This is a genomic window from Actinomycetospora sp. NBC_00405 (assembly GCF_036044095.1).
Lineage (GTDB): Bacteria > Actinomycetota > Actinomycetes > Mycobacteriales > Pseudonocardiaceae > Actinomycetospora > Actinomycetospora callitridis.
The window spans coordinates 4,824,589-4,846,329 of sequence record NZ_CP107938.1 but is presented as its reverse complement, the minus strand read 5'-3'; the positions used below and the strand labels follow the sequence as shown (position 1 = coordinate 4,846,329).

Genomic DNA, 21,741 nt, shown 5'->3' with positions numbered 1-21,741 from the left:
AGGTCACTTCCGCGAGGTCGCGGCGAGGGCGGTCAGTCGTCGGCGAGCGCCGCCCGCACCGCCGCGACGGTCTGCTCCCCGGTCGCCCGCCGTTGCGACCGGTCGATCGCCACCTCGACCACCCGCGTCCCGGGTCGTCCGGTGGGGGCGAGCGCCCCGGTCGGACCCCCGAGCTCGGCCGGGACCGCGTGGCGGTGCGGCACGCGGTGCGCGGCGCAGAGCGCGGCGAGGTCCGTGCCGTGCGGGGCCCCGAAGACGCGCTCGAACGCGGCCGCGAAGCGGGGGGCGCCCTGCTCGAGGGTGGCGAAGATCCCGCCGCCGTCGTCGTTCGCGACCACGACGACGAGCTCCCCGCGCGGCTCCTCCGGCCCGACGAGCAGGCCGTTCGTGTCGTGCAGGAACGTCAGGTCGCCGAGCAGCGCGTAGGTCGGCCCGGGGTGCGCGAGCGCGACGCCCGCGGCCAGCGAGACCGCCCCGTCGATGCCGGACACGCCCCGGGCCGACAGGACGGTGACGTCGGCGCGCGGGGTGGCCGCGAGCGCCACGTCCCGGATCGGCGCGGACGCGCCCACCACCAGGCACGCCCCGGACGGGAGCGCCGCCACGGTGGCCGCGGCCAGGGCCGGCCCGCTGCCCTCGACGACGGCGGAGTCGAGCACCTCGAGGGCCCGGTCGTCAGCCTCGGCCCAGGCGCGCGCGAAGTCCGCGTCGGGCTTCCAGTCGTCCGGGGGCGGGAGCGCGCCGACCGCTGTCACCGATCCCGCGACGTCGGTCCAGCCCGGGCGCGGGCGCCCACCGGTCGGGGCCACCGAGGGGACCGCCACGACGGTGACGCACGGGTCGGCGAGCAGGCGCGACACGGCGCGGTGCAGCGTCGGGCGGCCGAGGACGACGACCTGCTCGGGGCGCAGGTCCTCGCGCGTCCCGTCCAGCGCCGCGGGCAGCGCCCAGGTGCCGGCGGGCAGCGCGCGCCCGCCCGCGGGATCCGACCACAGCGGCGACGTCGGCTCGGCGAGCACCGGCACGCCGTCGGGCAGGCGCGTCCCGGCGGGCACGACCTCCCCGCCGTGACCGGCGACGACGAGCGTCCGCGCGCCGGCGCGCAGCGCCAGGGGCGCGAGCGTGGAGGCGGGCGGCGCCGCGACGATCCCCGTCCAGGGAGCGCCCTCGGGCCGGCCTTCGAGCGCGGGGTCGGAGCTGGTCCGCGGGTCGACGGCGCCCTGCGGGTCGAGCAGCGGCTCGCGCAGCGGGACGTTGAGCTGGACGGGACCGGGGTCGCCGCCGGTCGTACCCGCCGCCCGGTCGAGCGCCCGGGCCACGACCGCCCGCCACGAGCGCGCCGCACCGGGGCGGTCCTCGGCCAGCGGCATCACCACCGAGGCGCGGACCGCCTCGCCGTACATCCCGACCTGGTCGATCGTCTGGTTGGCGCCGCTGCCGACGAGCTCGACAGGCCGGTCGGCGCTGACCACCAGCAGGCCCACCCCGCTGCGCGAGGCCTCGAGCACGGCGGGGTGCAGGTTGGCCACCGCGGTGCCCGACGTCACGACCACCGGCACGATGCGCCCCGACACCGACCCGAGCCCCACCGCGAGGAACCCGGCGCCCCGCTCGTCGATGCGGACGTGCAGCCGGAGGCGGCCGTCGCGGTCGGCGGCGTAGAGGGCGACGAGCAGCGGCGCGTTCCGCGACCCGGGGCACGCGACGGCGTCGGTGACCCCCGCCCGGACCCATTCGTCCACGACGACGTGGGCCTGCGCCGTCGAGGGAATCACCGAACCCACGGTAATGACGCGGAGGCCGTCGCACCCGATGGGCAGGGGGTGATCCCGGCCCCTGATCAGGTCCGGGAGCGCGCGGCGAGGCGAAGGGACCACCGCGGACCGTGTCCTGAGGACACGGTCCGCCTGCTCGACTCCTCGATGCACCAAGCGAGGAGGGCACCGCCCGCCCGGCGGAGATCAGCGCCGCGGACGCAGCAGGCGCAGCGTCGCGTCCCGTCCGGTCGCCCGGGTGAACAGGTACTCGGCCCGCTCGTAGGACAGCCGCGTGCGACCCGTGTCCGGGCACCGGTCCGCCGTGGCGGGGGTGCGGGCGGGCCCCGGGCGGCGGTCGGCGAGGAACACCGGGCCGCGGGTGCGCCCCTCGAGCAGGACGTCGAGCAGGCGCGCGGTGCGGGCGCGCCAGGTGACGGCGCCGGCGCACCGGTCGTCCCGGTCCAGCTCGTCGACGTCGAGGGCGAGCACGGCGCGGACCGGCGCCCCGGACTCGTGCAGCAGCGACCACAGCGCGCGCTCGCGGACGGGCACCGCGGGGTCGTCGCACAGCGCCGCGACCCGCGTGGGGTCCAGCGGTGGGGCCGGCACGCGGTCGGGGTCGCGGCGCTCCAGGCCCTCGGCGAGATCGGGGCGGTCGAGCCAGGCGGCGAACGAGCGGACCGCGGCGCGGTGCCGGTTCCACGTCGCGGCGGCCGCCCCGCCCCAGGTGGTCACGAGCACGCGGCTGACCTCGTCGCCGGTGACGGCGTCGAGCGGGGTGGTGCCGCCGAGCCCGCGCGCCAGCCGGCGCAGGGTCTGGCCGTAGGCCCGGCGCGCGGGGGGCTCGAGACCGTCGAGGAACGCGGCGGCGCGGTCGTCGACGGTCGGCGCCGTGGTCGTCCCGCCCGGATCCGCGGCCCGGGCGTCGAGGTAGGCGCGCTCGGCGTCGTTGCGGGTCAGCGCGGCCGCGCGGGCGTACTCCCGGCGCGCCTCGTCGTGGCGGCCCAGGCGGCCCAGCAGATCGGCGCGGACGCCCGGCAGCAGGTGGTAGTCGCGCAGGCGGGGGTCGTCGCGCAGGGCGTCGGCGAGTGCCAGCCCGGCCTCCGGTCCCCGCGCGCGGGCGACGGCGACGGCCCGGTTGAGCGCGACCACCGGCGTGGGCAGGAGCGCGGCGAGCCGGTCGTAGAGCGCGGCGATCGCCGTCCAGTCGGTGTCCTCGGGGCGCCGGGCCTGCGCGTGACAGACGGCGACCGCGGCCTGCAGGACGTAGATCCCGGGAGTCCCGCCGAGGTCGCGCGCCCGCAGCATCGACGTGAAGCCGCGCCGCACGTGCACCGGGTCCCAGCGCCCGCGGTCCTGCTCGTGCAGCGGGATCGGCTCGCCCCCGGGGCCGGTGCGCGCCGCCGACCGCGAGGCCTGCAGCTCCATGAGCGCCACCAGGCCGTGCACCTCGGGCTCGGACGGCGCGAGCGCGGCGAGCCGGTGCCCGAGACGCAGGGCCTGCCCGCAGAGGTCCGTGCGCACCAGGGCCTGCCCCGAAGTGGCCGCGTAGCCCTCGTTGAACACGAGGTAGACCACCTCGAGCACCGACGACAGCCGCGCGGCGAGCTCGTCGCGCCCGGGCATCGCGAACTCGGCCCCGGCCTCGGCGAGCGTCCGCTTCGCGTCGGCGATCCGCCGGCTGATCGTGGCGTCGTCGACGAGGAAGGCGCGGGCGATCTCGGCGACGTCCAGGCCGCCGAGCAGGCGCAGGGTCAGCGCGAGGCGTCCCTCGGTGCGCAGCACGGGGTGGCACGACAGGAACATCAGGCGCAGGACGTCGGTCTCGTCGTCACCCGTGTCACCGCCCGCACCGGCGCTCTCGCCGTCGGACTCGTCCGCGTGGGCGATCTCGGCGTGGGCACGCTCGGCGCGGCCCTCGCGACGCAGGTGGTCGACGGCGCGCCGCTTGGCGACGGCGGTGAGCCAGGCGCCCGGGTTGGCGGGGACGCCCTCGTCCGGCCACTGTTCCAGCGCCGCGACGAGGGCGTCCTGCGCGAGCTCCTCGGCCAGGCCGACGTCGTGCACCATCCGCGTGAGGGCGGCGACGATCTTGGCGGACTCGAGCTTCCAGACCGCGTCCACCCGGGCGTGCAGTCCGCCCATACGCGCGGGGGTCACGGACCCATGACCCGGTGCAGGACGCTGTCGCCGTCACCGACGATCCGCCGGAAGCGCCGCGAGACCTCGAGCGCCTCCTCGTGGGAGGAGACCTCGACCAGGGCGAAGCCCAGGATCTCCTCCTTCGCCTCGACGAAGGGCCCGTCGGTCACGGTGATCTCGTCGCCGACCGACGTGACCTTCACGCCGCCGGGCTCGAGGCCGCCGGTGGCGATGAGGATGCCGGCGGCGGTCATCTCCTCGATGAACGCGCCCATCTCGGCGAACAGGGCCTCGTCGGCCTGCCGGCTGTTCTGGCCGGTGGTCATCAGGTAGCGCATCGGGTTCTCCTCGATCTCGGTGGTTCTCGGTGGTGCGGGGTGCTGACGGCTCCACGTCGTCCGGGCCGATGCGACAGGGAACGGCGACGATCCCTGTCGTATCAGTTCGGACGACGTGGTGGCGAGAGTCCGATCCGGCAGGTCCCCAGAGAGGCACCCGAGATGACCACGACCGCTGTCGCCCCCGCCGTCACCACCACCGGCGCCGCCGACGTCCGCACCCGCCGGCAGCTCGCCGCGCTGGCCGTCGGCTTCCCGCTCTGGGCCGCGGTGTCGGTCGCCCAGGCCGCCACCCGCGCGGGGTTCGACATCCTGCGCCACCCGCTGAGCCTGCTGTCCACCGGCGACCTCGGGTGGCTGCAGATCACCAACTTCGTCGTCGCCGGCGTCCTGGCCGTCGTCGGGGCCCTCGGGCTCCGCACCGCCCTGCACGGCACCCCGGGCGGCGTCCGGGCGCCCCGGCTCGTGGCCGCCGCGGGGATCGGACTGGTCGCGGCCGGGTTCCTCGTCATGGACCCGGGAGCGAACTTCCCCGTCGGCACGCCCGACGACCTGCCGATCGTCTCCTGGCACGCGGTCGGCCACATGGTCGCCGGCACCGTCAGCTTCACGTCGCTCATCGCCGCCTGCTTCGTCCTGGCCCGCCACCTCACCCGCGCCGGACGCCGGCGCCTCGCGATCGCCTGCCGCGTCGCGGGCCTCTCCCTGGCGCTCGGCTGGGGCTGGGCGATGGGCGGCGGCGCCGCCGGCACCCTGACCCTCGCGGTCGGTGCCATCGCCGCGATGCTCGCCGTCGCCGGGGTCGCCGCCCTGGTGCGCCGTGAGGTCTGATCACCCGCGGACGACCGACCCCTCCGGTGCACGGTGTGCCGGAGGGGTTCGGCGCGTGATCACCCACAGGAGCCCCTCGGTCCCCGTGCGTCTGCACCACGCACGCGCCGACGTCGTGGAGGCGCGCCGTACGGGTGGTGAAGCACTCGACCGGATGACAACCCATCGAGCGGATCTCCGCCGAACCGGACACCGCGGCCCGTGAGCTCGCCGTTCACTGCACCGTGCGCACCGATACGACTCGACTCCAGCCCTCCGCGGAGCGGGTCGTCCGGGCGCGGCGGACGCGACGGACAGGCTTCGTCGTGGCCACCGGCGTCCTGACGACCGCCCTGTCCCTCGCGACCCTCGCTCCGGTGGCGAGCGCCGATCCGGGCGTTCCGCCGCCGACCCGCCCGCACACGCAGGCCGCGCCGGACGACGAGGGCCCGCAGCGCTGGGCGCCCCCGCTGGCCGGGACGTCGACCGGTGTCGCGATCACCGACGGCACCGCCCGCCTGAGCACCATGCGCGACGGCACCGAGACCGGCCCGGCCGCGCTGCGCGGCGCCGAGCGCCAGGGCCTGCTCGACCTCGGCGCCCACCAGTTCGCGACCCCGGTCAACCGGATCGACGCGCCGGTCACCGGCGACGTCCCGCCCGGGTCCCAGGTGGCGGTCGACGTGCGCGGGCAGGACGCCGACGGGCAGTGGAGCGAGTGGCTGCCCGCCGAGCCGGGCTCCCCCGCGGTGCTCCCCGAGCCCACGCGCACCGTGGCCGTGCGGCTCGCGATGCTCGCCCCGACCGGCTCGGCCGGACCGGTGGTGCGCAGTCTCGAGGTCCTCGCCGACGAGGTGCCCACCGGGCCGCGCACGATCGCCCCGCGGGCCAGCTACCGGGTCTTCGCCACCCGCGAGGGCCTCGTCGGCGGCATCACCGCCAACGGGCACCGGATCAGGCCGAACGACCAGTTCGCCGCGCTGCCCTCGCGCCGGGCGCTCTCCCCGAACGGGCGCGGCGACTACAGCGTGCGCGTCTGCGCCGCGGGCGGGCGCTGCGCGACCGTGCCGGTGTGGGACGTCGGGCCCTGGAACACCAAGGACGACTACTGGAACCCGTCGAACCAGCGCCAGCAGTGGAAGGACCTGCCGCAGGGCCGCCCGCAGGCCCAGGCCGCGTTCGAGAACAAGTACAACGGCGGACGCGACGGCTTCGGCCGCCAGGTGAAGAACCCCGCGGGCATCGACCTCGCCGACGGCACCTTCTGGGGCCTCGGCCTGCGCGACAACGCGTTCGTCACCGTCGACTACCTCTGGACCGCGAAGTCCGCGGCGCTGGGACGGGCGGTCACCGCCGGCGCCGGTCCGGTCGTGGAACGCGCGACGCCGGACGCCGCGGCGCCCGACGGCGGAGTGGTCGGCGACGGCGCCCAGGTCGAGGTGCAGTGCCAGGTCGCGGGCACCTCCGTCACCGGCACCCAGGGCACCAGCAACCTCTGGCTGCGCACCCGGCCGGAGCGCTACGTCCCGGCCGCGTGGATCCAGGGCGCGCCGCCGGTACCGCCCTGCACCTAGCGCACGTCGGTAAAGTCGCCGGGCGTGGCGACCGTCGGCGAATGGGTGGAGGGCGCGCGTCCCCGCACGCTGCCCACGGCGATCGCCCCGGTGCTCGCGGGCTCCGGGGCGGCCGCGGGGGTCGCCGGGTTCGACCCGGTGGCCGCCGTGCTCGCGCTGATCGTCTCGGTGTCCTTCGTGATCGGCGTGAACTTCGCCAACGACTACTCCGACGGCGTGCGGGGCACCGACGACGACCGCGTCGGCCCGCTGCGTCTCGTGGGCTCCGGGGTGGCGCAGCCGTACGTGGTCAAGCGCACCGCGATGCTCTGCCTGGGCCTCGGCGCGTTCGCCGGCGTCGTGCTGTCGCTCTACAGCGGGCACTGGTGGCTGATCGTCGTCGGCGCGGTGTGCCTGCTCGGCGCCTGGTTCTACACCGGGGGCTCGCGCCCGTACGGCTACCGCGGACTGGGCGAGCTCGCGGTGTTCGTCTTCTTCGGGCCGGTCGCGGTGCTCGGCACCGAGTACGTGCAGACGGGCCGCGCCAGCGGCCTCGGGATCGGCGCCTCGGTGGGCGTCGGTCTGCTCGCCTGCGCGGTCCTCGTCGCCAACAACCTGCGCGACATCGACTCCGACGTCGAGACCGGCAAGCGCACCCTCGCCGTGGTGCTCGGCGACCGCGACACCCGCGTGCTCTACGCCGCGCTCGTCGTGGTCCCGCTCGGCATGACGCTCGTGCTCAGCCTGCGGGCCTGGGGCGCGCTGGCCGGCCTCCTGGCGCTGGCGCTGCTCGTGCCCGGGCTGCGGCGCGTGCTCGCCGGGTCGACCGGCCGGGACCTGATCCCCGTGCTGCGCGACACCGCGCTCGGGCTGCTGGTGTGGTCCGCCGCGACGGCCCTGGGCCTGGCCTTGACCTAGGCCTTGACCCAGGCCTTGACCCAGGCGCTGACCTAGGACTCCTCCCCGGAGACGTCCCCCCGGAGCTCGGCCCGCAGCTGCTCGCGACGGGCCCGGCGCGACGCCGTCGCCGCGTCGACCTCGGCGGCGAGCCGGGCCCGCAGCCCGCGGAACAGGAACAGCGACAGCGGCAGGGCCACGACGATGGCGATCAGCAGCGACACGAGCAGCGGCAGGCCGACGAGCACGAGCACGCCCGCGATCACCGCGACGACGAGCAGGCGTGCGCCGACGTAGAGAGCGACCGCGAGCGCGACGCCACCGGGCGTGCCGGTGGCGCCGGAGGGGCTGTCGGCGGTGTCGTCCCGGACACCCTCGGCGGGCCCGGGAGCGGGATTCGGCGAGGTCACGGCACCAGGGTAGGCGCGCGACGAGGCCTCCGCGCCCGCAGCCTGCGGGCGCCGGAGTCGTCCGTTTCGCCCTTTGTGCTCTCTTTACCTGGATACAAGCGTTCGAGTACGTACGGGGTCCGGTGTCACGATTCGCCGCGTTGTGTCCGCTCCCGTCATTCGGCGGTCGGGCGGGCACCCGTGGCGACAGGGAAGGTGGAGTGACATGACCATCACTCACGAGGCCGGCGAGCGACTGATGACCCCCGGCGAGGTCGCGGCGATGTTCCGCGTCGACCCGAAGACCGTCACGCGCTGGGCGTCCGCGGGCCGCATCGGCTCCATCCGCACCCCGGGTGGCCACCGCCGCTTCCGCGAGTCCGAGGTCCGCACCCTGCTCGACGGCCTGACCAGCGAGGCGCACCGCTAGCCGACCCGGCACGACCGGCGGCCGGACGGCCGCCGGTCGGCGGCGCCGCGACGGCGTCGGTGGGGATCCGCTCCGTCCGACCTCAGGAGGCGCCCCGTGACACGGCTCCCGCTCGTCCCGGGCACCCGACCGTCACCCGACGTCCACCTCGCGCACGTCACGCGGACTTCCGGTCCGACCGGTAACGTGGTGGACGCCCGGTCCGTGGAGCATCCGCGGCCGGTGACGTCGAAGATGCTGGAGGCGTCCGAGTGATCCCGTTCCTCGTGGCCGTGCTTGTCCTGGTCGTCGTGGGGACGTTGCTGTGGAAGGTGATGGCCGCCCAGGCGGCCCAGGCCGGACACGACGGCGGTCCTGGCGGCATGGTCGAGGACGCGCCGACCGGCCCCACCCGCCAGGCCTCTCCGCGTCGCCCGCAGCGCCCGGTCGCGCCGGACGACGACCCGGAGTTCCTGCGCTCGCTCGACGAGCGGATCCAGCGCCCGGAGCGCGAGGACCCGCCCTCCACCTAGAACACGACCTCCCACGAGGGGCGCCCCGGTCCGCGGGGCGCCCCTCGTGGCGTGTGTGGGGGTCCCTCTATCGGGGGATCATCGGGCGCCGCACCCGTGACCCGGCCCGGCCGAAGTCGTCGGCGACGGTGGCCGCGAGCTCGAGCAGCGCCGCGCGGGTGCGCGCGGCGAGCTTGTCCAGCTCGATCTCGGCGCCCTCCTCGAGGTGCGGGTCGAACGGCAGCCGCACGACGGCCCGGCAGCGGGCGGCGAAGTGGTCCGAGACGCGGTCGAGGTCGACGTTGCCCGACGACCGCCGCACGTAGTTGATGACGGCCACCGACCGGGACACCAGGTCGCGGTAGCCGTGCGCGTCGAGCCAGTCGAGGGTGGCCGACGCGCTGCGCGCCCCGTCGATCGACGCTGACGAGACGATCAGCAGCGAGTCCGCGACGTCGAGGACACCCTTCATCGCCGAGTGCATGAGTCCGGTGCCGCAGTCGGTGAGCACCACGTTGTAGAAGTGCTCGAGCAGCGTCACCGTGCGCCGGTAGTCGACCTCGCTGAACGCCTCGGAGACCGCCGGGTCCTGCTCGCTGGCGAGGACCTCCAGGCGGGACGGACCCTGCGAGGTGTAGGCGCGGACGTCGGAGTAGCGCCGCACACGGTCGGCGTCGCGCAGCAGGTGGCGCACGGTCGCCGTGGTCTCGAGCGGGATCTTCTGGCTCAGCGTGCCGCGGTCCGGGTTCGCGTCCACGGCGATCACGCGGTCGCCGCGCAGGGACGCGAACGTCGACCCGAGCGTCGTCGTCATCGTGGTCTTGCCGACGCCGCCCTTGAGGCTCAGCATCGCGATCTTGTAGCAGCCGTGGAGCGGCTGGTTGACGCGCGCGATCAGCTCCCGACGCGCGGCGTCCCCGGCGCTCTCCCCCGGGTTGACCAGGCCGCCGCTGCCGACGAACAGCGCGCGCCGCCAGCCCGTCTGCGGCGGGCGCTTGCTGGGCCGCAGGAGCTGCGCCGACGACAGGTCGTAGCTCGCGGGACCGTTCGGCTCCTGCGGGGCGTGGGCGCCGCGGCCCGGCGTCGTGAAGCGGCCGGAGAGCGGTGTGCGCCCACCCGGCACGGGGCCGGCGAGCGGGGCTGCGGCGCTGCTGGGGGGCGCGGCACCAGCGCGCGCGTCGACGGCCGCGTGGCGGGGCTGGGCGGCGTCACCGCGGGCGGCCTCGGCCGTGTCGACCCGACGCGTCGTCTCCGGGGAGTCCGCCGGGGCGGCCGGGGTGCCGTTCGTGGACGCGGTCTCGGACGATCCGCTCGGCGTCTCGTCGGAGGAGGTCGGCGCCGAGGTCGGGGCTGGGGTCGGCGCCGGCGGCGAGGACGACGGAGGTGTCGCAGGCGACTCGTCGTCGTCCGTGGCTTCCATCTGGCGGCCCCTCCCTCGTCGCGTGGCGCGCCAGACCGTATCCCGTCGTGGAGATCCGAACGACCGGAACGCAGTCGATGGTCGACTCCGCTCCGCTGCGTCTCCGGTCAGCCGACCCCGGCGTACGAGTGCAGGCCCGTGACCACGAGGTTGACGAAGAACAGGTTGAACACCATCACCGCGAAGCCGACCACGTTGATCACCGCGGCGCGGCGGCCGCGCCAGCCGGCGGTGGACCGCGCGTGCAGGTAGCAGGCGTAGACGACCCAGGCGACGAGCGCGGTGGTCTCCTTGGGGTCCCAGCCCCAGTAGCGGCCCCAGGCGGCCTCGGCCCAGATCGCCCCGGTGATCACCGCGAACGTCCAGATCGGGAAGGCCAGCGCCGTGGCACGGTAGGCGACGCGGTCGAGCACGTCGGCGCCCGGAAGCCGCGCGGCCCACGCCAGGCGGGTCGGGGTGTTCTCGTGCGCGGCCCGCAGGAGGTACAGGACGCTGCTGACGCCGGCCAGCAGCAGGATGCCCGAGGCGATGACGGCGGCGGAGACGTGGATCGCGAGCCAGTACGAGCGCAGGGCGGGCACCACGGGCGCGGTCTGCGTGTAGAGCACCGTGCCGGCCAGGAACATCAGGATGATCACGGGCAGCAGCACGAAGACACCGAGGCGGCGCAGCTCGGGGCGGCGACGGAGCACGACCAGCCAGGCCCCCACCGCGACCAGGCAGATCGCGGCGGTGAACTCGTACATGTTGCCCCAGGGGACCCGCTGAGCGGCGAACCCGCGGACCACGAGCATCGCCAGGTGCAGGGCGAACCCGAGGACGGTGAGCGAGACCCCCATGCGCCCGAACCGTTCGGCGCGGGAACGGGGCGGCGCGGTGCCGGCGGGGGTGCTCCCGGGGGCGTCGGTCACGTCGGCGGTCCTCGTCGTGCCACCGCCCACGGCCGCGCCGACGGGCTCCCGCGCGGACTCCTCGGCCCGCGCCGGACGCCGCAGGAGCGCGTGCTCGACGGCGTGCAGGATCATCGCCAGCACGTAGACGCCGAGCGCGGACTCGAACAGCAGGTCGCCGAACTGGCCGAGCTGCGCGTCAACGACCATCGGGGTCCTCCCGGTCCTCTCCGTCGGCGTCCACCGACGGTTCCTGCGTCGCGTCGGGCGGCACGGACTCCTCGGGGACGGCCGGGTCGGGCATGGCGTGGTCGGGTTCCGCCTCGCCCCGCGCGCCCAGCTCGGCCGCGAGCCGCCCGAACTCCTCGCCGTAGCCCGCGCGGTCCGTGCGTGCCAGCCCGCCGAGCGTCACCACCGTACGACCACCTGTCGTAGGCGGCAGTGCGGGGGCCGCGCGCACCCAGAAGCGCCGGCGACGCACCGTCAGCGACAGCGTCAGGCCCCCGAGCAGCGCGATCGCCGTGATCAGCACCGCCGTCTGCCCCGGGTCGTGCGACACCTGCAGCGACACCCAGTTCTCGACGCCGTCGAAGCGGATGCGGGTGCCGTCGTCGAGGGTGATCTCGCCGCCGGGCTTGATGTTCTCCCGCGCCACGCGCACCAGCCGGCCCTGGTCGACCATGCCCTGGTCCACCGAGAAGATCGACTGCGCGCGGCCGGAGTCGAGCCCCAGGTCGCCGCGCAGCACGTCGACGGCGACCTCGGGGTTGTTCAGCGCCGGGAACACCGACGTCACGAGCCCGCCGCCGGACGAGGTCGGGGCGAACAAGCCGGTGATCGCGAGCTGGGAGCGCCGGCGCTGCGCCTCGTCGGTGACCCCCGGCGGGTCGATCTTCGTCGCGCCCTCGGACAGCAGCGTCGCCTGGTCGACCGGACGCCACTGCACCAGGCCGACGCGCTGCTGGCCGTCGGGGAAGGTCACCGTGAACCGGGGCGCGTAGCCGTGCCCGAGCAGGTAGACGCGCTCGCCGTCGACGCGCAGCGGGTCGTTCACCGCGAGGTCGTCGGGCACCCAGGCGTCGGCGCCGCTCTGCACGGCCTCGCCGTCCTGGTAGCGGATCGCGGCGTCGAACGAGTCGGGTTGCCCGTCGGGTCGGAACGTCGCGCGGAAGCCGTCGACGGTCAGGCAGAACGGATCCAGCCCGGTGCCGTCGACCTGCAGGCCGGGACGGAACGAGTCGTAGGCGTAGATTCCGGAGTTGCAGAACTCGCTGCCGTCGGCCATGACGATGACCTGGCCCTCGTAGCCCAGGATCTTGCCGATCGCGATGCCGCCGAGCAGGGCGACGAGGCTGAGGTGGAACACCAGGTTGCCGACCTCGCGCAGCGAGCCCTTCTCCGCCGAGATCGTGCGCACGCCGCCCGGCTCGGAGCGCACCACGGTGCGCCAGCCGCGCAGCCGCCGGCGGGCCGCCTCCACGACGGCGTCCGGGTCGTCGTCGGAGGTGCTCTGCGCGTGGTGGGGCAGGCGGGCGAGGTTGCGCGGCACGGCGACCGGCTCGACGCGCAGGCTCCGCGCGTGCTCGATCGACCGCGGGACCAGGCAGCCGATGAGCGAGATGAACAGCAGCAGGTAGACCGCCGAGAACCACGGCGTGGCGAAGACGTCGAAGAACCCGAGGTCGTCGAGCACCGGGCCGAGCGTCGGGTGCTGGGCGAGGTAGTCCTCGACGGCGTTCGGGCTCGGGGTGCGTTGGGGCAGCACGGCCCCGGGCAGCGCGGCCACCGCGAGCAGGAACAGCAGGATCAGCGCGGTGCGCATGCTGGTCAGGCCGCGCCAGGTGTTGCGGGCCAGCGCGAGCGCGCGCTGGGCGCGGCTCGGACCGGACGGCGGCGGGCCGGCGTCCCCGGCGGGTGCCTTCGGCAGCGTGGTGGTCATCGCGTGGTGGTCATCGGGGAGGCCTACAGGGGAGTGGAGAAGCCGGCGATGGGACCGCGCAGCAGGGCGATGATCTCGGCCCAGAGGCCGGTGGCGAGCAGCAGGCCCACGACGATCATGCCGACACCACCGACGACCTGGATGCGCCGGCTGTGGTTCCGCAGCCACGCCTGCGCCCGCACCGCGCGCCCGGCGCCGAGGGCGATGAGCACGAACGGCACGCCGAGGCCGACGCAGTAGGCGAGCAGCAGCACGACGCCCCGGACGCCGGCGCTGCCCGCGTCGGTGCCGCTGGCCAGGGCGACCACCCCGGCGAGCGTCGGCCCGAGGCACGGCGTCCAGCCCAGGCCGAACGTCGCGCCGAGCAGGGGCGCGCCGACGAGCCCGAGCTGCGGCACCCGGTGCGGGCGGGTGTCGCGCTGCAGCGCCGGGACCAGGCCGAGGAAGACCAGGCCCATCGCGACGGTGACGACGCCGCCGATCCGCTGCAGGAGCGCCTCGTTGGCCAGCAGCGCGTCGGCCAGCCAGACGATCGACCCGAGGCCGACGACGAAGACGACGGTGAAGCCGAGCACGAACAGGCACGCCGCCCCGGCGACCCGCCAGCGGCGCAGCCGGCGCGGGGTCGCGGTGGCCACCGGGAGCTCGCCGGTGACCGCGGCGCGGCGCTCGGCGTCCTGGGCCTTCACCTCGTCCTCGGTCACCGCCGGCGCGTCGGCGCCGACCAGACCGGCGAGGTAGGCGAGGTAGCCCGGCACCAGCGGCACGACGCACGGCGACGCGAAGCTGACCGCGCCGGCCGCCACGGAAAGCAGCACGGCGAGCAGGACGGGGCCGGAGGTGGCCACCTCGGTCAGGTTCATGGCGACTCCAGGGTAGGACGCCCCGGTCGCACGCGCGTGAGCACGGGGACCGATCTCCGACGATGTGTCGTAGATCGTGCCGCCGGAGCGCTCGTCCGAGCGTGATGCTTCGGGAACCGAAGCGTCCGTGGTAATTCGGTGGCGCACCCGGCGGGGTCGCTCCTACCGTTCCCGCCGTGGACATCCACTCCTGAGACGCCGGGACCGCTCCGGTCCCGCGCCCACCCTGCTGCCCCTCCCGCCGCCCGGTCGCGGTGCTCTGCACCCCGGGCGTGATCAGGCAGCCCTCACGGCTGCCTGATCTCCCGGCGCCGGCGGCGTCCCGCCCGCACACTCCCAGGAGGTCTCCATGCGAAGCACCGTCCCGACATCCCCGGCCGAGACGCCCCCGGCCAACCGCGCCGAGCGACGGGCCGCCGCCCGCGGCCGGCAGGCCGGCGGGGGCACCACCCGCACGGCGCCGCGGGCCACCGGTCCGCGCGAGCACACCAAGCCCGCGCACGCCCGCGCGGATTTCGCCGCCCGCCGCAGCGGGTGAGACCCCGCGGCTGACGACCGGGCCGGAGGGTCCGGTCGTCAGCCGTGGGCGCCGGGGTACTGCTGCTGGGGGTACTGCTGTGGGGGGTACGGGGGCGTCGCACCCGCGGGCGGCAGCTGTGCGAGCTGCTCGGCCTGGGCCTTGTCGACGGTCATCGCGAAGCCGCAGGCGGTGCACTGCGTGCTGTACCGCACGCGGACGGGGAAGAGCGGGATGAAGAAGAGCGTGAACTTCGTGACCAGCTTCAGCACGGCGTTCGCCGCCGACCGGTGACAGTTGACGCAGGTCAGCAGCACCATCGCGAGCTGCTGCACCGTGCGGCGCGTCCCAAAGATGATCACAGCGGCTCCTCGGCCTGGGTACAGCGTCAGCTGGCGGGGGCGGGCTCGGCGGCGATGCGGTCGACCACGGGCTGCAGGTCCGAGGCCAGGACGGCGGTGAGGAACACCGCGGCCACGCGGTGGGAGCGGTCGAGCACGATCGTCGACGGCACCGCGTTGCGCGGGTAGCCGCGCAGCACGAGCAGGGAGCGACCCGGCGGGTCGAAGATCGACGGGTAGACGACGCCGCGGTCGCGGACGAAGTCGGCGGCGGCGTCGCGCTGGTCGCGGACGTCGATCCCGAGGAACTGCACCCCGCGCGGCGCGGACGCCTCGGCGACCTGGTCGAGGGCGGGTGCCTCGGCGCGGCAGGGCCCGCACCACGATCCCCACACGTTGAGCACCACGACCTGGCCGCGAAAGGCGTCGGTGGACAGCTCCCGCCCGGGCTCGAGCAGGCTCTCGCCCCCGAGGGCGGGCAGGACGCCCCGGGTCTCGGGCGGGTCGTAGGTGACGGTCGTGCGCCCGCCGGTGCCGCCGAACACGAACGCCCCGTCCGACGGCGACGACGAGCACCCGGCGAGCACGAGCAGGCCCGCGAGCACGAGCAGCAGGGCACGCACTCAGGCGCCCGTCGCCGTCGGGTCCGAGACGCCGCCGGGCTCGGCGTAGGCGATGTCGACGAGGCTCTCGTCGTCGAAGACGAAGCTGGTCACCGACCCCAGCGAGCACTGGCGGTGCGTCGGGTTGTGCCACAGGCGCTCGCCGGACAGGAAGCGGCGCAGGGTCCAGATGGGCAGCTGGTGCGACACGCAGACCGCCTCGTGCCCCGCCGCGAGCGCCCGCGCGCGGTGTGCGGCGCCGAGCATCCGGTGCGCGATCTCGAGGTACGGCTCGCCCCACGACGGCGTGAACGGGTTGCGCAGCAACGGCCAGTACTCCGGCCTGCGCAGCGCGCCGTCGCCGACCCCGACGTGCAGGCCCTCGAAGGCGTTGCCGGCCTCGATCAGCCGGTCCTCGGTGATCGGCTCCAGGCCGAGCTGCTCGGCGAGGGGCACCGCCGTCTCCTGCGCCCGCTGCATCGGGGAGACGAGCAGCGCGGTGACGTCGGCGCCGGCCAGGTGCTCGGCGGCCCGGTGCGCGTGCTCGCGGCCGGCGTGCGAGAGCCCGTAGCCGGGCAGGCGGCCGTAGAGGATGCCCTCGGGGTTGTGGACCTCGCCGTGGCGGACCAGGTGGACCGTGGTGCGCAAGGGGCTCACGGCGCCGTCGCCGCGGCCGCCGCCCGCGCCGCGCCGGGCAGCGCGTCGGCGATCACCGAGAACGCGTCGTCGTCGAGCGCGGCGGAGATGAAGCACGCCTCGAAGACGCTCGGCGGCCAGTACACCCCGGCGTCGAGCAGGGCGTGGAAGAACGGCGGGAAGCGCCAGGTCTCGGCGGCCTTCATGTCGTCGTAGTTGCGCCCCACCTCGTCGGCGAAGCGGACCGACACCAGCGAGCCCGCCCGCTGCATGGTGTGCACGACCCCGGCCGCGGAGAGCGCGTCGGTGACCAGGCCGTGCAGGCGGTCGGCGTTCGCGTCCAGCGCCGTGTAGACCTCGGGCGTCGCGTGGCGCAGCGTCGTGAGCCCGGCCGCGACCGCGACGGGGTTCCCGGCCAGCGTCCCGGCCTGGTACACGGGGCCGGCGGGCGCGAGGTGGCCCATGACGTCCGCGCGGCCGCCGAACGCGGCGGCGGGCAGGCCGCCGGACATGACCTTGCCGAAGCAGTAGAGGTCGCCGGCGACCCCCTCGAGGCCGTACCAACCGGACGCCGAGACCCGGAAGCCGGTCATCACCTCGTCGATCACCAGCAGCGCCCCGTGCGCCTGGCAGAGGCGCTTGAGCCCGGCGTTGAAGCCGTCGTCGGGGGCGACCGCGCCCATGTTGCCCGCGGCCGCCTCGGTGATCACGCACGCGATCTCGGGCCCGCGCTCGGCGAACACGGCGGCGACGACGTCGAGGTCGTTGTAGGGCAGGACGACGGTGTCGGTCGCCTGGGCGCCGGTGACGCCCGGCGACGAGGGGAGCCCGAACGTCGCGACGCCCGAGCCCGCCTCGGCGAGCAGCGCGTCGACGTGACCGTGGTAGCAGCCGGCGAACTTGACCACCACGCTGCGCCCGGTGAACCCGCGGGCCAGCCGCACCGCGCTCATCGTCGCCTCGGTGCCGGAGTTGACCAGGCGCACCTGCTCGACGGGCTCGACGCGCCGCACGAGCTCCTCGGCGAGGTCGACCTCGCCGATCGTCGGCGTCCCGAACGAGAGCCCGGCGGACGCGGCCTCGCGCACCGCCTCGACCACGGCGGGGTGCGCGTGCCCGAGGATCATCGGGCCCCAGGAGCTGACCAGGTCGACGTAGCGGTGGCCGTCGGCGTCGGTGAGCCAGGGCCCGGAGCCGGCCACCATGAAGCGGGGGGTGCCGCCGACCGACCGGAACGCGCGGACCGGGGAGTTCACCCCTCCCGGCACCACCTGCTCGGCGCGCGCGAAGAGGTCCGCGCTGCGCCCGACGTCGGACGTCCCGGGGCTCGTCATCGCTGTGCGGGTCACGGCACCCAGTCTCCCAGCCGCCGCGACCTGGGGCCCGCCAGGCCCGTCAGGCCGGGAGCGACTCCAGCGGCGGGGGCGCGAGCGCGGTGACCGCGCGGTCGACCGCCTCGCACGACGGGCCGGCGACCTCGATCGAGTAGGCGACCGCGTCCCAGCCCACGAAGGTCCGGCACGGACCGCCGTCCTCGGTCTGCACCAGGGGGCCGAGGCGTCCTCCGCCCGGCGCGTTCCAGGCCGCCGCGCCGCCCGGCTGTGCGCCGCGCGCGTTGGCCTCGGTGCTCACGTCGCCCGCGGTGTTCCACCGCGTGTAGCTCACCGTGGTGCCCTCGGGCCCGGCGCAGCCGCGCCGCCCCGGACGGGAGGACACGACGCAGATCACCCCGGAGGCGATCACGAACGGCGATCGGATCCCGGGGAGGTCGTGGCGTGGTCGGCGTCGTCCGCCTCGGCCGGGTGAGCGGGGACCTCGTCCGGGACGGGAGCGTCGACGGGCGTCGGTGCGGCCGGTGCCGCCGGTGCCGCCGGTGCCGTCGTGTCGGCGGGCGCGCGGGCGGCCCGGAGCGCGGGGACCGCGACGAGCGCGGTGAGCACCGCCGCGACCCCGGCGGCCGTGCCCGCGAGCAGGAGGCCGCCGACGAGGTGTAGCTGGCGGATCGGGGTGACCAGCAGGCCGCCGGTGGTCTCGCGGACGTCCACCCCGGCGACGAGCAGCACGACCGCCGCGACGGCGAGCACCACCGTCGCCACGGCGAGCAGGACGGCGCGCCTCACGACGAGGCCCGCGCGCGCAGCAGGTCGCCGATCGCCTGCCGGAGCGCGTCGCCGTCGCGGGCCCAGGCCACCGCCCGGGTGCCGTCGCTCAGGCGCAGGACGACGGGCGTCAGCCGGCGGGGCACCACGGGCCCGTCGCCGAGGACCCGCAGGCCGTGGTGGTCCTCGTCGGCGGGGCGCAGCGACGTCACCTGCGACATCGGCAGCCGGGTGCTGCCCTGGACCAGCGTCGACGGGGTGAGCTCGACCCGCAGGAAGCGCCGCCTGCTGCGGACGAGCACGAGCGTGTAGAGGAACACGAGCAGGCCGACGCCGAGCCACAGCGCGAACGACGGGCCGCCGGGGGCGAGGCTCTCGAGCCCGATCCCGGCCGCCGCGAGCACCGGGCCGAACAGCAGCACCCAGGGCCGCGACCCGGTCTCGGCGTAGAGGACCGGTTCGTCGGTCGCGGTGGCGTCCCCGGCGGTCACCGGAACCGGCCGAACCACGCGCGGGCCGCGGGCAGGTGGAGCAGCACCGCCCCGGCGACGAACGCGACGAACCACGCCCCGCCCACCCCGAGGAACGTGACCTGCACGAGGCCGACCGCGGCGAGGACCACGCCGACGGCGGTGAGGACGGTGCGCGCGCGCCGGGAACCGCGCCCGGCCCGGCGGGCCGCGACGATCGTGCCGACGCCGCCCGCCGCGAGCACCCCCATGGCGGCGACCACGGCGGCCGGGCCGGTGCCGGCGTCGGCCGTGCCGAACGCGAGGCCCAGGCCGAACAGCAGGGCCGTGCCGATCATCAGCGCACCGAGCACGATCCACAGCACGACGGCGGCGGTGACCAGCCCGGGGCGTCCGGGCTCCTCCTCGGGCGGGGTGAGGTCCCGCTCCGCGTCGGACCGCGCGTGGTCGGTCACCGTCACCCGTCCAGCCAGGCGGTGGCCTCGGTGGCCCAGTACGTCAGGACGATGTCGGCGCCGGCGCGGCGGATGCCGGTGACCGTCTCGACGATCGTGCGCTCGCGGTCGAGCCAGCCGCGCTCGACCGCGGCCGAGATCATCGCGTACTCCCCCGAGACCTGGTACGCGGCGACCGGGACGTCTGAGGAGTCCGCGACCCGGCGCAGGACGTCGAGGTAGGCCATGGCCGGCTTGACCATCACCATGTCGGCGCCCTCGTCGAGGTCGAGCGCCGCCTCGCGCGCCGCCTCGCGGGCGTTGGCCGGGTCCTGCTGGTAGGTGCGGCGGTCGCCCTGGAGCTGCGAGTCGACGGCCTCACGGAACGGGCCGTAGAACGCGCTGGCGTACTTCGCGGAGTAGGCGAGGATCGCGGTGTCGCGGTGGCCCGCCTCGTCGAGCGCGGACCGGATGACGCCGACCTGGCCGTCCATCATCCCGCTCGGCGCGACGACGTGGGCGCCGGCGTCGGCCTGCGCGACGGCCATCTGCCCGTAGATCGGCAGGGTGGCGTCGTTGTCCACCCGGCCCTCGTCGTCGAGCACGCCGCAGTGGCCGTGGTCGGTGAACTCGTCGAGGCAGGTGTCGGCCATGACCGGCATCGCGTCGCCGACCTCGGCCCGCACGTCGCGCAGGGCGACGTTGAGGATGCCCTCGGGGTCGGTGCCGCCGGACCCGACCGCGTCGCGCCGGGCCGGGACGCCGAACAGCATGATCCCGCCGAGACCGGCCGCCGCCGCCTCGGCGGCCGCCTTGCGCAGCGAGTCACGGGTGTGCTGGACGACCCCGGGCATCGACGTGATCGGGCGCGGGGCGTCGAGACCCTCGGCGACGAACACCGGCAGCACGAGGTGCCGTGGGCGCACGTCGGTCTCGGCGACGAGCCGGCGCATCCCGGGGGTGGCCCGGAGACGGCGGGGACGATCTGTGGGGAACATGCGGTTCGTCCTTCGGACCTGTGGGCGGCCGTCCGTGGCCTCGCACGGACGGCCACCCACGAGCGCGGAGCGCCAAGCTAGCGCTTGCGGGCCTTGGTCTTGCGGGGCGGGGGCAGGGCGCCCTCCGCCCGCAGCTTGTTGGCGTGCGACGCCAGCGCCTCGACCAGGGACGGCACGTCCGCGGTGTCGGGCTTCACGTCGACGCGCAGCCCGAACTCGACCGCGGTCTCCGCGGTCTTCGGGCCGATGCAGGCGACGATCGTGCGGGCGTGCGGCTTGCCGGCGATGCCGACGAGGTTCCGCACCGTCGACGACGAGGTGAAGCACACCGCGTCGAAGCCACCCGTCTTGATCGCCTCGCGGACCGGCGCGGGCGGCGGCGCCGCCCGGACGGTGCGGTACGCGGTGATGTCGTCGATCTCCCAGCCGCGCTGCTGCAGGCCCTCGGCCAGGGTCTCGGTGGCGATGTCGGCCCGCGGGAGCAGGACGCGGTCCACCGGGTCGAGGACGTCGTCGTGCGGCGGGAACACGTCGAGCAGGCCCTCGGAGGACTGCTCGGTCTCGTCGCCAGGCACCAGCTCGGGGTGCACGCCGAACGAGCGCACGACGTCCGCCGTCGCCTCGCCGACGCAGGCGATCCGGACGCCGGAGAACGCGCGGGCGTCGAGCCCGAACTCGCCGAACTTCTCCCACACGGCGCGCACCGCGTTGGCCGAGGTGAACACGACCCACTGGTAGCGCCCGTCGACCAGGCCCTTGACCGCGCGCTCCATCTGCGCCGGGCTCCGCGGGGGCTCCACCGCGATGGTGGGCACCTCCTCGGGCACCGCGCCGTGCACGCGCAGGCGGTCGCTCATCGCGCCCGCCTGGTCCTTGGTGCGCGGCACGAGCACGCGCCAGCCGTAGAGGGCGCGCGACTCCCACCAGGAGAGGGTGGCGCGGTCGGTGACGGCGTCGCCGAGGGTGACGACGAGCGGGCCCTCGAGCTCGGCGCCGTCGGCGGCGAGCTTGTCGAGGCTCGTCTCGACGGTGCGCTGCCGGGAGCCGGTGCCGCCCGCGGTGACGAGGGCGGGGGTGCCGGGCTTCCAGCCGTTCTCGACGAGGCGGGCCGACGCGCCGGCGAGCTCGGCCGCGGTGGCCTGCAGGACCAGCGGGCCGGGGGCCACGGCGAGGGCGGCGTAGTCGATGGCCTCGCCTGCGGTGATGTCCACCGAGGTGTGGGCCGGGCCGAGGGCGACGCCCGCGTAGGTGGGCACCGCGGTGTCGGCGGGCATGCCCGGGACGACGTCGAACGGCACGCCGGCCGCCGCGACGGCGCGGACCTCGCTGACGATGTCGGGGCGCACCAGCGGGTCGCCGACGACCAGCCGCACGACCGAGGCGCCGCTGCGGGCCTCGCCGACGACGGTCTCCGCCAGCGTGGCGGGGTCGGCGGGCGCGGGTCCGCTCGTGGCGGCGGGATCGTCGGCCGCGAAACCGGGCGCGACCACGGCGTCGGTGGCCGGTCCGCCGGCCGCCGGGTCGTCGGCGTGCCCGACCGGGCGGACCGTCGTCGTCGAGGGCAGCAGCCCGAGGACGTCCGCGGGCACGCCGCGGTCGGCCACGACGAGTGTGGCCGCGGCGAGGGCGTCGCGGGCGCGCACGGTCAGAAGACCCGGGTCTCCGGGTCCACTGCCGACGAAGGCGACCCGGCCGGCGGTCGTCGAGGGTGCTGTCATGTCTTCC

At 75.8% G+C, this 21,741-nt stretch carries 24 protein-coding genes; 6 read left to right on the top strand and 18 right to left on the bottom strand.

What is annotated here, in order from left to right; all coding sequences use genetic code 11:
• Positions 1-32 precede the first annotated feature (32 nt).
• The 3 genes from menD to OG774_RS23985 all read right to left on the bottom strand — a co-directional run bounded on the left by menD (position 33) and on the right by OG774_RS23985 (position 4,237).
• The gene (gene menD / locus OG774_RS23995; RefSeq protein WP_328304878.1) at positions 33-1,775 is read right to left on the bottom strand and encodes a 2-succinyl-5-enolpyruvyl-6-hydroxy-3-cyclohexene-1-carboxylic-acid synthase; all 1,743 of its coding nucleotides are present in this window, start codon (positions 1,773-1,775) and stop codon (positions 33-35) included.
• A 186-nt stretch (positions 1,776-1,961) separates the two neighbouring features.
• Positions 1,962-3,917 (bottom strand): DUF6596 domain-containing protein, encoded by a 1,956-nt coding sequence (locus tag OG774_RS23990; RefSeq protein WP_328304877.1) that lies wholly within the window; start codon positions 3,915-3,917, stop codon positions 1,962-1,964.
• Entirely contained in the window at positions 3,914-4,237 is a 324-nt protein-coding gene (locus tag OG774_RS23985; protein WP_328304876.1) for a YciI family protein, read from the bottom strand. Before OG774_RS23985 ends, OG774_RS23990 begins: the two co-directional genes overlap by 4 nt.
• Positions 4,238-4,399: 162 nt before the next feature.
• On the opposite strand from OG774_RS23985, the gene OG774_RS23980 reads away from it, so the two are divergent.
• From OG774_RS23980 to OG774_RS23970, 3 genes are all read left to right on the top strand, one after another.
• Positions 4,400-5,068, top strand: coding sequence for a DUF998 domain-containing protein (locus OG774_RS23980; RefSeq protein WP_328304875.1), 669 nt, complete (start codon positions 4,400-4,402; stop codon positions 5,066-5,068).
• Between the two features lie 305 nt (positions 5,069-5,373).
• Positions 5,374-6,621 carry a hypothetical protein gene (locus tag OG774_RS23975; RefSeq protein WP_328304874.1) on the top strand — a complete coding sequence of 416 codons (1,248 nt, stop codon included), beginning with the start codon at positions 5,374-5,376 and terminating at the stop codon, positions 6,619-6,621.
• A gap of 24 nt (positions 6,622-6,645) precedes the next feature.
• The gene (locus OG774_RS23970) at positions 6,646-7,518 is read left to right on the top strand and encodes a 1,4-dihydroxy-2-naphthoate polyprenyltransferase (protein WP_328304873.1); all 873 of its coding nucleotides are present in this window, start codon (positions 6,646-6,648) and stop codon (positions 7,516-7,518) included.
• Positions 7,519-7,550: 32 nt separating this feature from the next.
• Here OG774_RS23970 and OG774_RS23965 read toward each other — a convergent pair whose 3' ends face one another.
• Entirely contained in the window at positions 7,551-7,907 is a 357-nt protein-coding gene (locus OG774_RS23965; protein WP_328304872.1) for a DUF4229 domain-containing protein, read from the bottom strand.
• A 205-nt stretch (positions 7,908-8,112) separates the two neighbouring features.
• Between OG774_RS23965 and OG774_RS23960 the strand changes: the two genes are divergently transcribed.
• Together OG774_RS23960 and OG774_RS23955 are read left to right on the top strand one after the other, a co-directional pair.
• Positions 8,113-8,316 carry a BldC family transcriptional regulator gene (locus OG774_RS23960; protein WP_274190891.1) on the top strand — a complete coding sequence of 68 codons (204 nt, stop codon included), beginning with the start codon at positions 8,113-8,115 and terminating at the stop codon, positions 8,314-8,316.
• Positions 8,317-8,567: 251 nt separating this feature from the next.
• Positions 8,568-8,828 (top strand): hypothetical protein, encoded by a 261-nt coding sequence (locus OG774_RS23955; RefSeq protein ID WP_328304871.1) that lies wholly within the window; start codon positions 8,568-8,570, stop codon positions 8,826-8,828.
• A gap of 67 nt (positions 8,829-8,895) precedes the next feature.
• Here the strand turns inward: OG774_RS23955 and OG774_RS23950 are convergent, their stop codons facing one another.
• The 4 genes from OG774_RS23950 to OG774_RS23935 all read right to left on the bottom strand — a co-directional run bounded on the left by OG774_RS23950 (position 8,896) and on the right by OG774_RS23935 (position 13,919).
• Positions 8,896-10,227 (bottom strand): MinD/ParA family ATP-binding protein, encoded by a 1,332-nt coding sequence (locus tag OG774_RS23950; RefSeq protein WP_328304870.1) that lies wholly within the window; start codon positions 10,225-10,227, stop codon positions 8,896-8,898.
• Positions 10,228-10,334: 107 nt separating this feature from the next.
• Positions 10,335-11,327: a c-type cytochrome biogenesis protein CcsB gene (ccsB, locus tag OG774_RS23945; RefSeq protein WP_328304869.1), complete on the bottom strand. Its 993-nt coding sequence runs from the start codon at positions 11,325-11,327 to the stop codon at positions 10,335-10,337.
• Complete coding sequence (resB, locus tag OG774_RS23940) at positions 11,317-13,056, bottom strand: cytochrome c biogenesis protein ResB (RefSeq protein WP_328304868.1); 1,740 nt, start codon at positions 13,054-13,056, stop codon at positions 11,317-11,319. The genes ccsB and resB overlap by 11 nt, the downstream gene beginning before the upstream one ends.
• Before the next feature lie 23 nt (positions 13,057-13,079).
• Complete coding sequence (locus tag OG774_RS23935) at positions 13,080-13,919, bottom strand: cytochrome c biogenesis CcdA family protein (protein ID WP_328304867.1); 840 nt, start codon at positions 13,917-13,919, stop codon at positions 13,080-13,082.
• A 349-nt stretch (positions 13,920-14,268) separates the two neighbouring features.
• Here OG774_RS23935 and OG774_RS23930 point away from each other — a divergent pair, with 349 nt between their 5' ends.
• Positions 14,269-14,457 carry a hypothetical protein gene (locus OG774_RS23930; RefSeq protein WP_274194474.1) on the top strand — a complete coding sequence of 63 codons (189 nt, stop codon included), beginning with the start codon at positions 14,269-14,271 and terminating at the stop codon, positions 14,455-14,457.
• A gap of 38 nt (positions 14,458-14,495) precedes the next feature.
• On the opposite strand, the gene OG774_RS23925 is transcribed toward OG774_RS23930, so the two are convergent.
• The 10 genes from OG774_RS23925 to OG774_RS23880 form a co-directional block, all read right to left on the bottom strand.
• Positions 14,496-14,798, bottom strand: coding sequence for a zinc-ribbon domain-containing protein (locus OG774_RS23925; RefSeq protein ID WP_328304866.1), 303 nt, complete (start codon positions 14,796-14,798; stop codon positions 14,496-14,498).
• A 26-nt stretch (positions 14,799-14,824) separates the two neighbouring features.
• On the bottom strand, positions 14,825-15,400 hold the full coding sequence (locus tag OG774_RS23920) for a TlpA family protein disulfide reductase (RefSeq protein ID WP_328304865.1): 576 nt from the start codon (positions 15,398-15,400) through the stop codon (positions 14,825-14,827).
• On the bottom strand, positions 15,401-16,027 hold the full coding sequence (locus tag OG774_RS23915) for a histidine phosphatase family protein (protein WP_328311122.1): 627 nt from the start codon (positions 16,025-16,027) through the stop codon (positions 15,401-15,403).
• Positions 16,028-16,032: 5 nt separating this feature from the next.
• A complete protein-coding gene (hemL, locus tag OG774_RS23910; RefSeq protein WP_328311119.1) occupies positions 16,033-17,349 on the bottom strand; it encodes a glutamate-1-semialdehyde 2,1-aminomutase in 1,317 nt (438 codons plus the stop codon).
• Positions 17,350-17,410: 61 nt separating this feature from the next.
• Positions 17,411-17,758, bottom strand: a complete 348-nt coding sequence (locus tag OG774_RS23905) for a hypothetical protein (protein ID WP_328304864.1) — start codon at positions 17,756-17,758, stop codon at positions 17,411-17,413.
• Entirely contained in the window at positions 17,755-18,135 is a 381-nt protein-coding gene (locus tag OG774_RS23900) for a hypothetical protein (protein ID WP_328304863.1), read from the bottom strand. Before OG774_RS23900 ends, OG774_RS23905 begins: the two co-directional genes overlap by 4 nt.
• A complete protein-coding gene (locus OG774_RS23895; protein ID WP_328304862.1) occupies positions 18,132-18,605 on the bottom strand; it encodes a hypothetical protein in 474 nt (157 codons plus the stop codon). The genes OG774_RS23900 and OG774_RS23895 overlap by 4 nt, the downstream gene beginning before the upstream one ends.
• Complete coding sequence (locus tag OG774_RS23890) at positions 18,602-19,039, bottom strand: hypothetical protein (RefSeq protein WP_328304860.1); 438 nt, start codon at positions 19,037-19,039, stop codon at positions 18,602-18,604. The genes OG774_RS23895 and OG774_RS23890 overlap by 4 nt, the downstream gene beginning before the upstream one ends.
• A gap of 2 nt (positions 19,040-19,041) precedes the next feature.
• Positions 19,042-20,016 (bottom strand): porphobilinogen synthase, encoded by a 975-nt coding sequence (gene hemB / locus OG774_RS23885; RefSeq protein WP_328304859.1) that lies wholly within the window; start codon positions 20,014-20,016, stop codon positions 19,042-19,044.
• 77 nt (positions 20,017-20,093) lie between these two features.
• Positions 20,094-21,734 carry a uroporphyrinogen-III synthase gene (locus tag OG774_RS23880; RefSeq protein WP_328304858.1) on the bottom strand — a complete coding sequence of 547 codons (1,641 nt, stop codon included), beginning with the start codon at positions 21,732-21,734 and terminating at the stop codon, positions 20,094-20,096.
• Positions 21,735-21,741 lie beyond the last annotated feature (7 nt).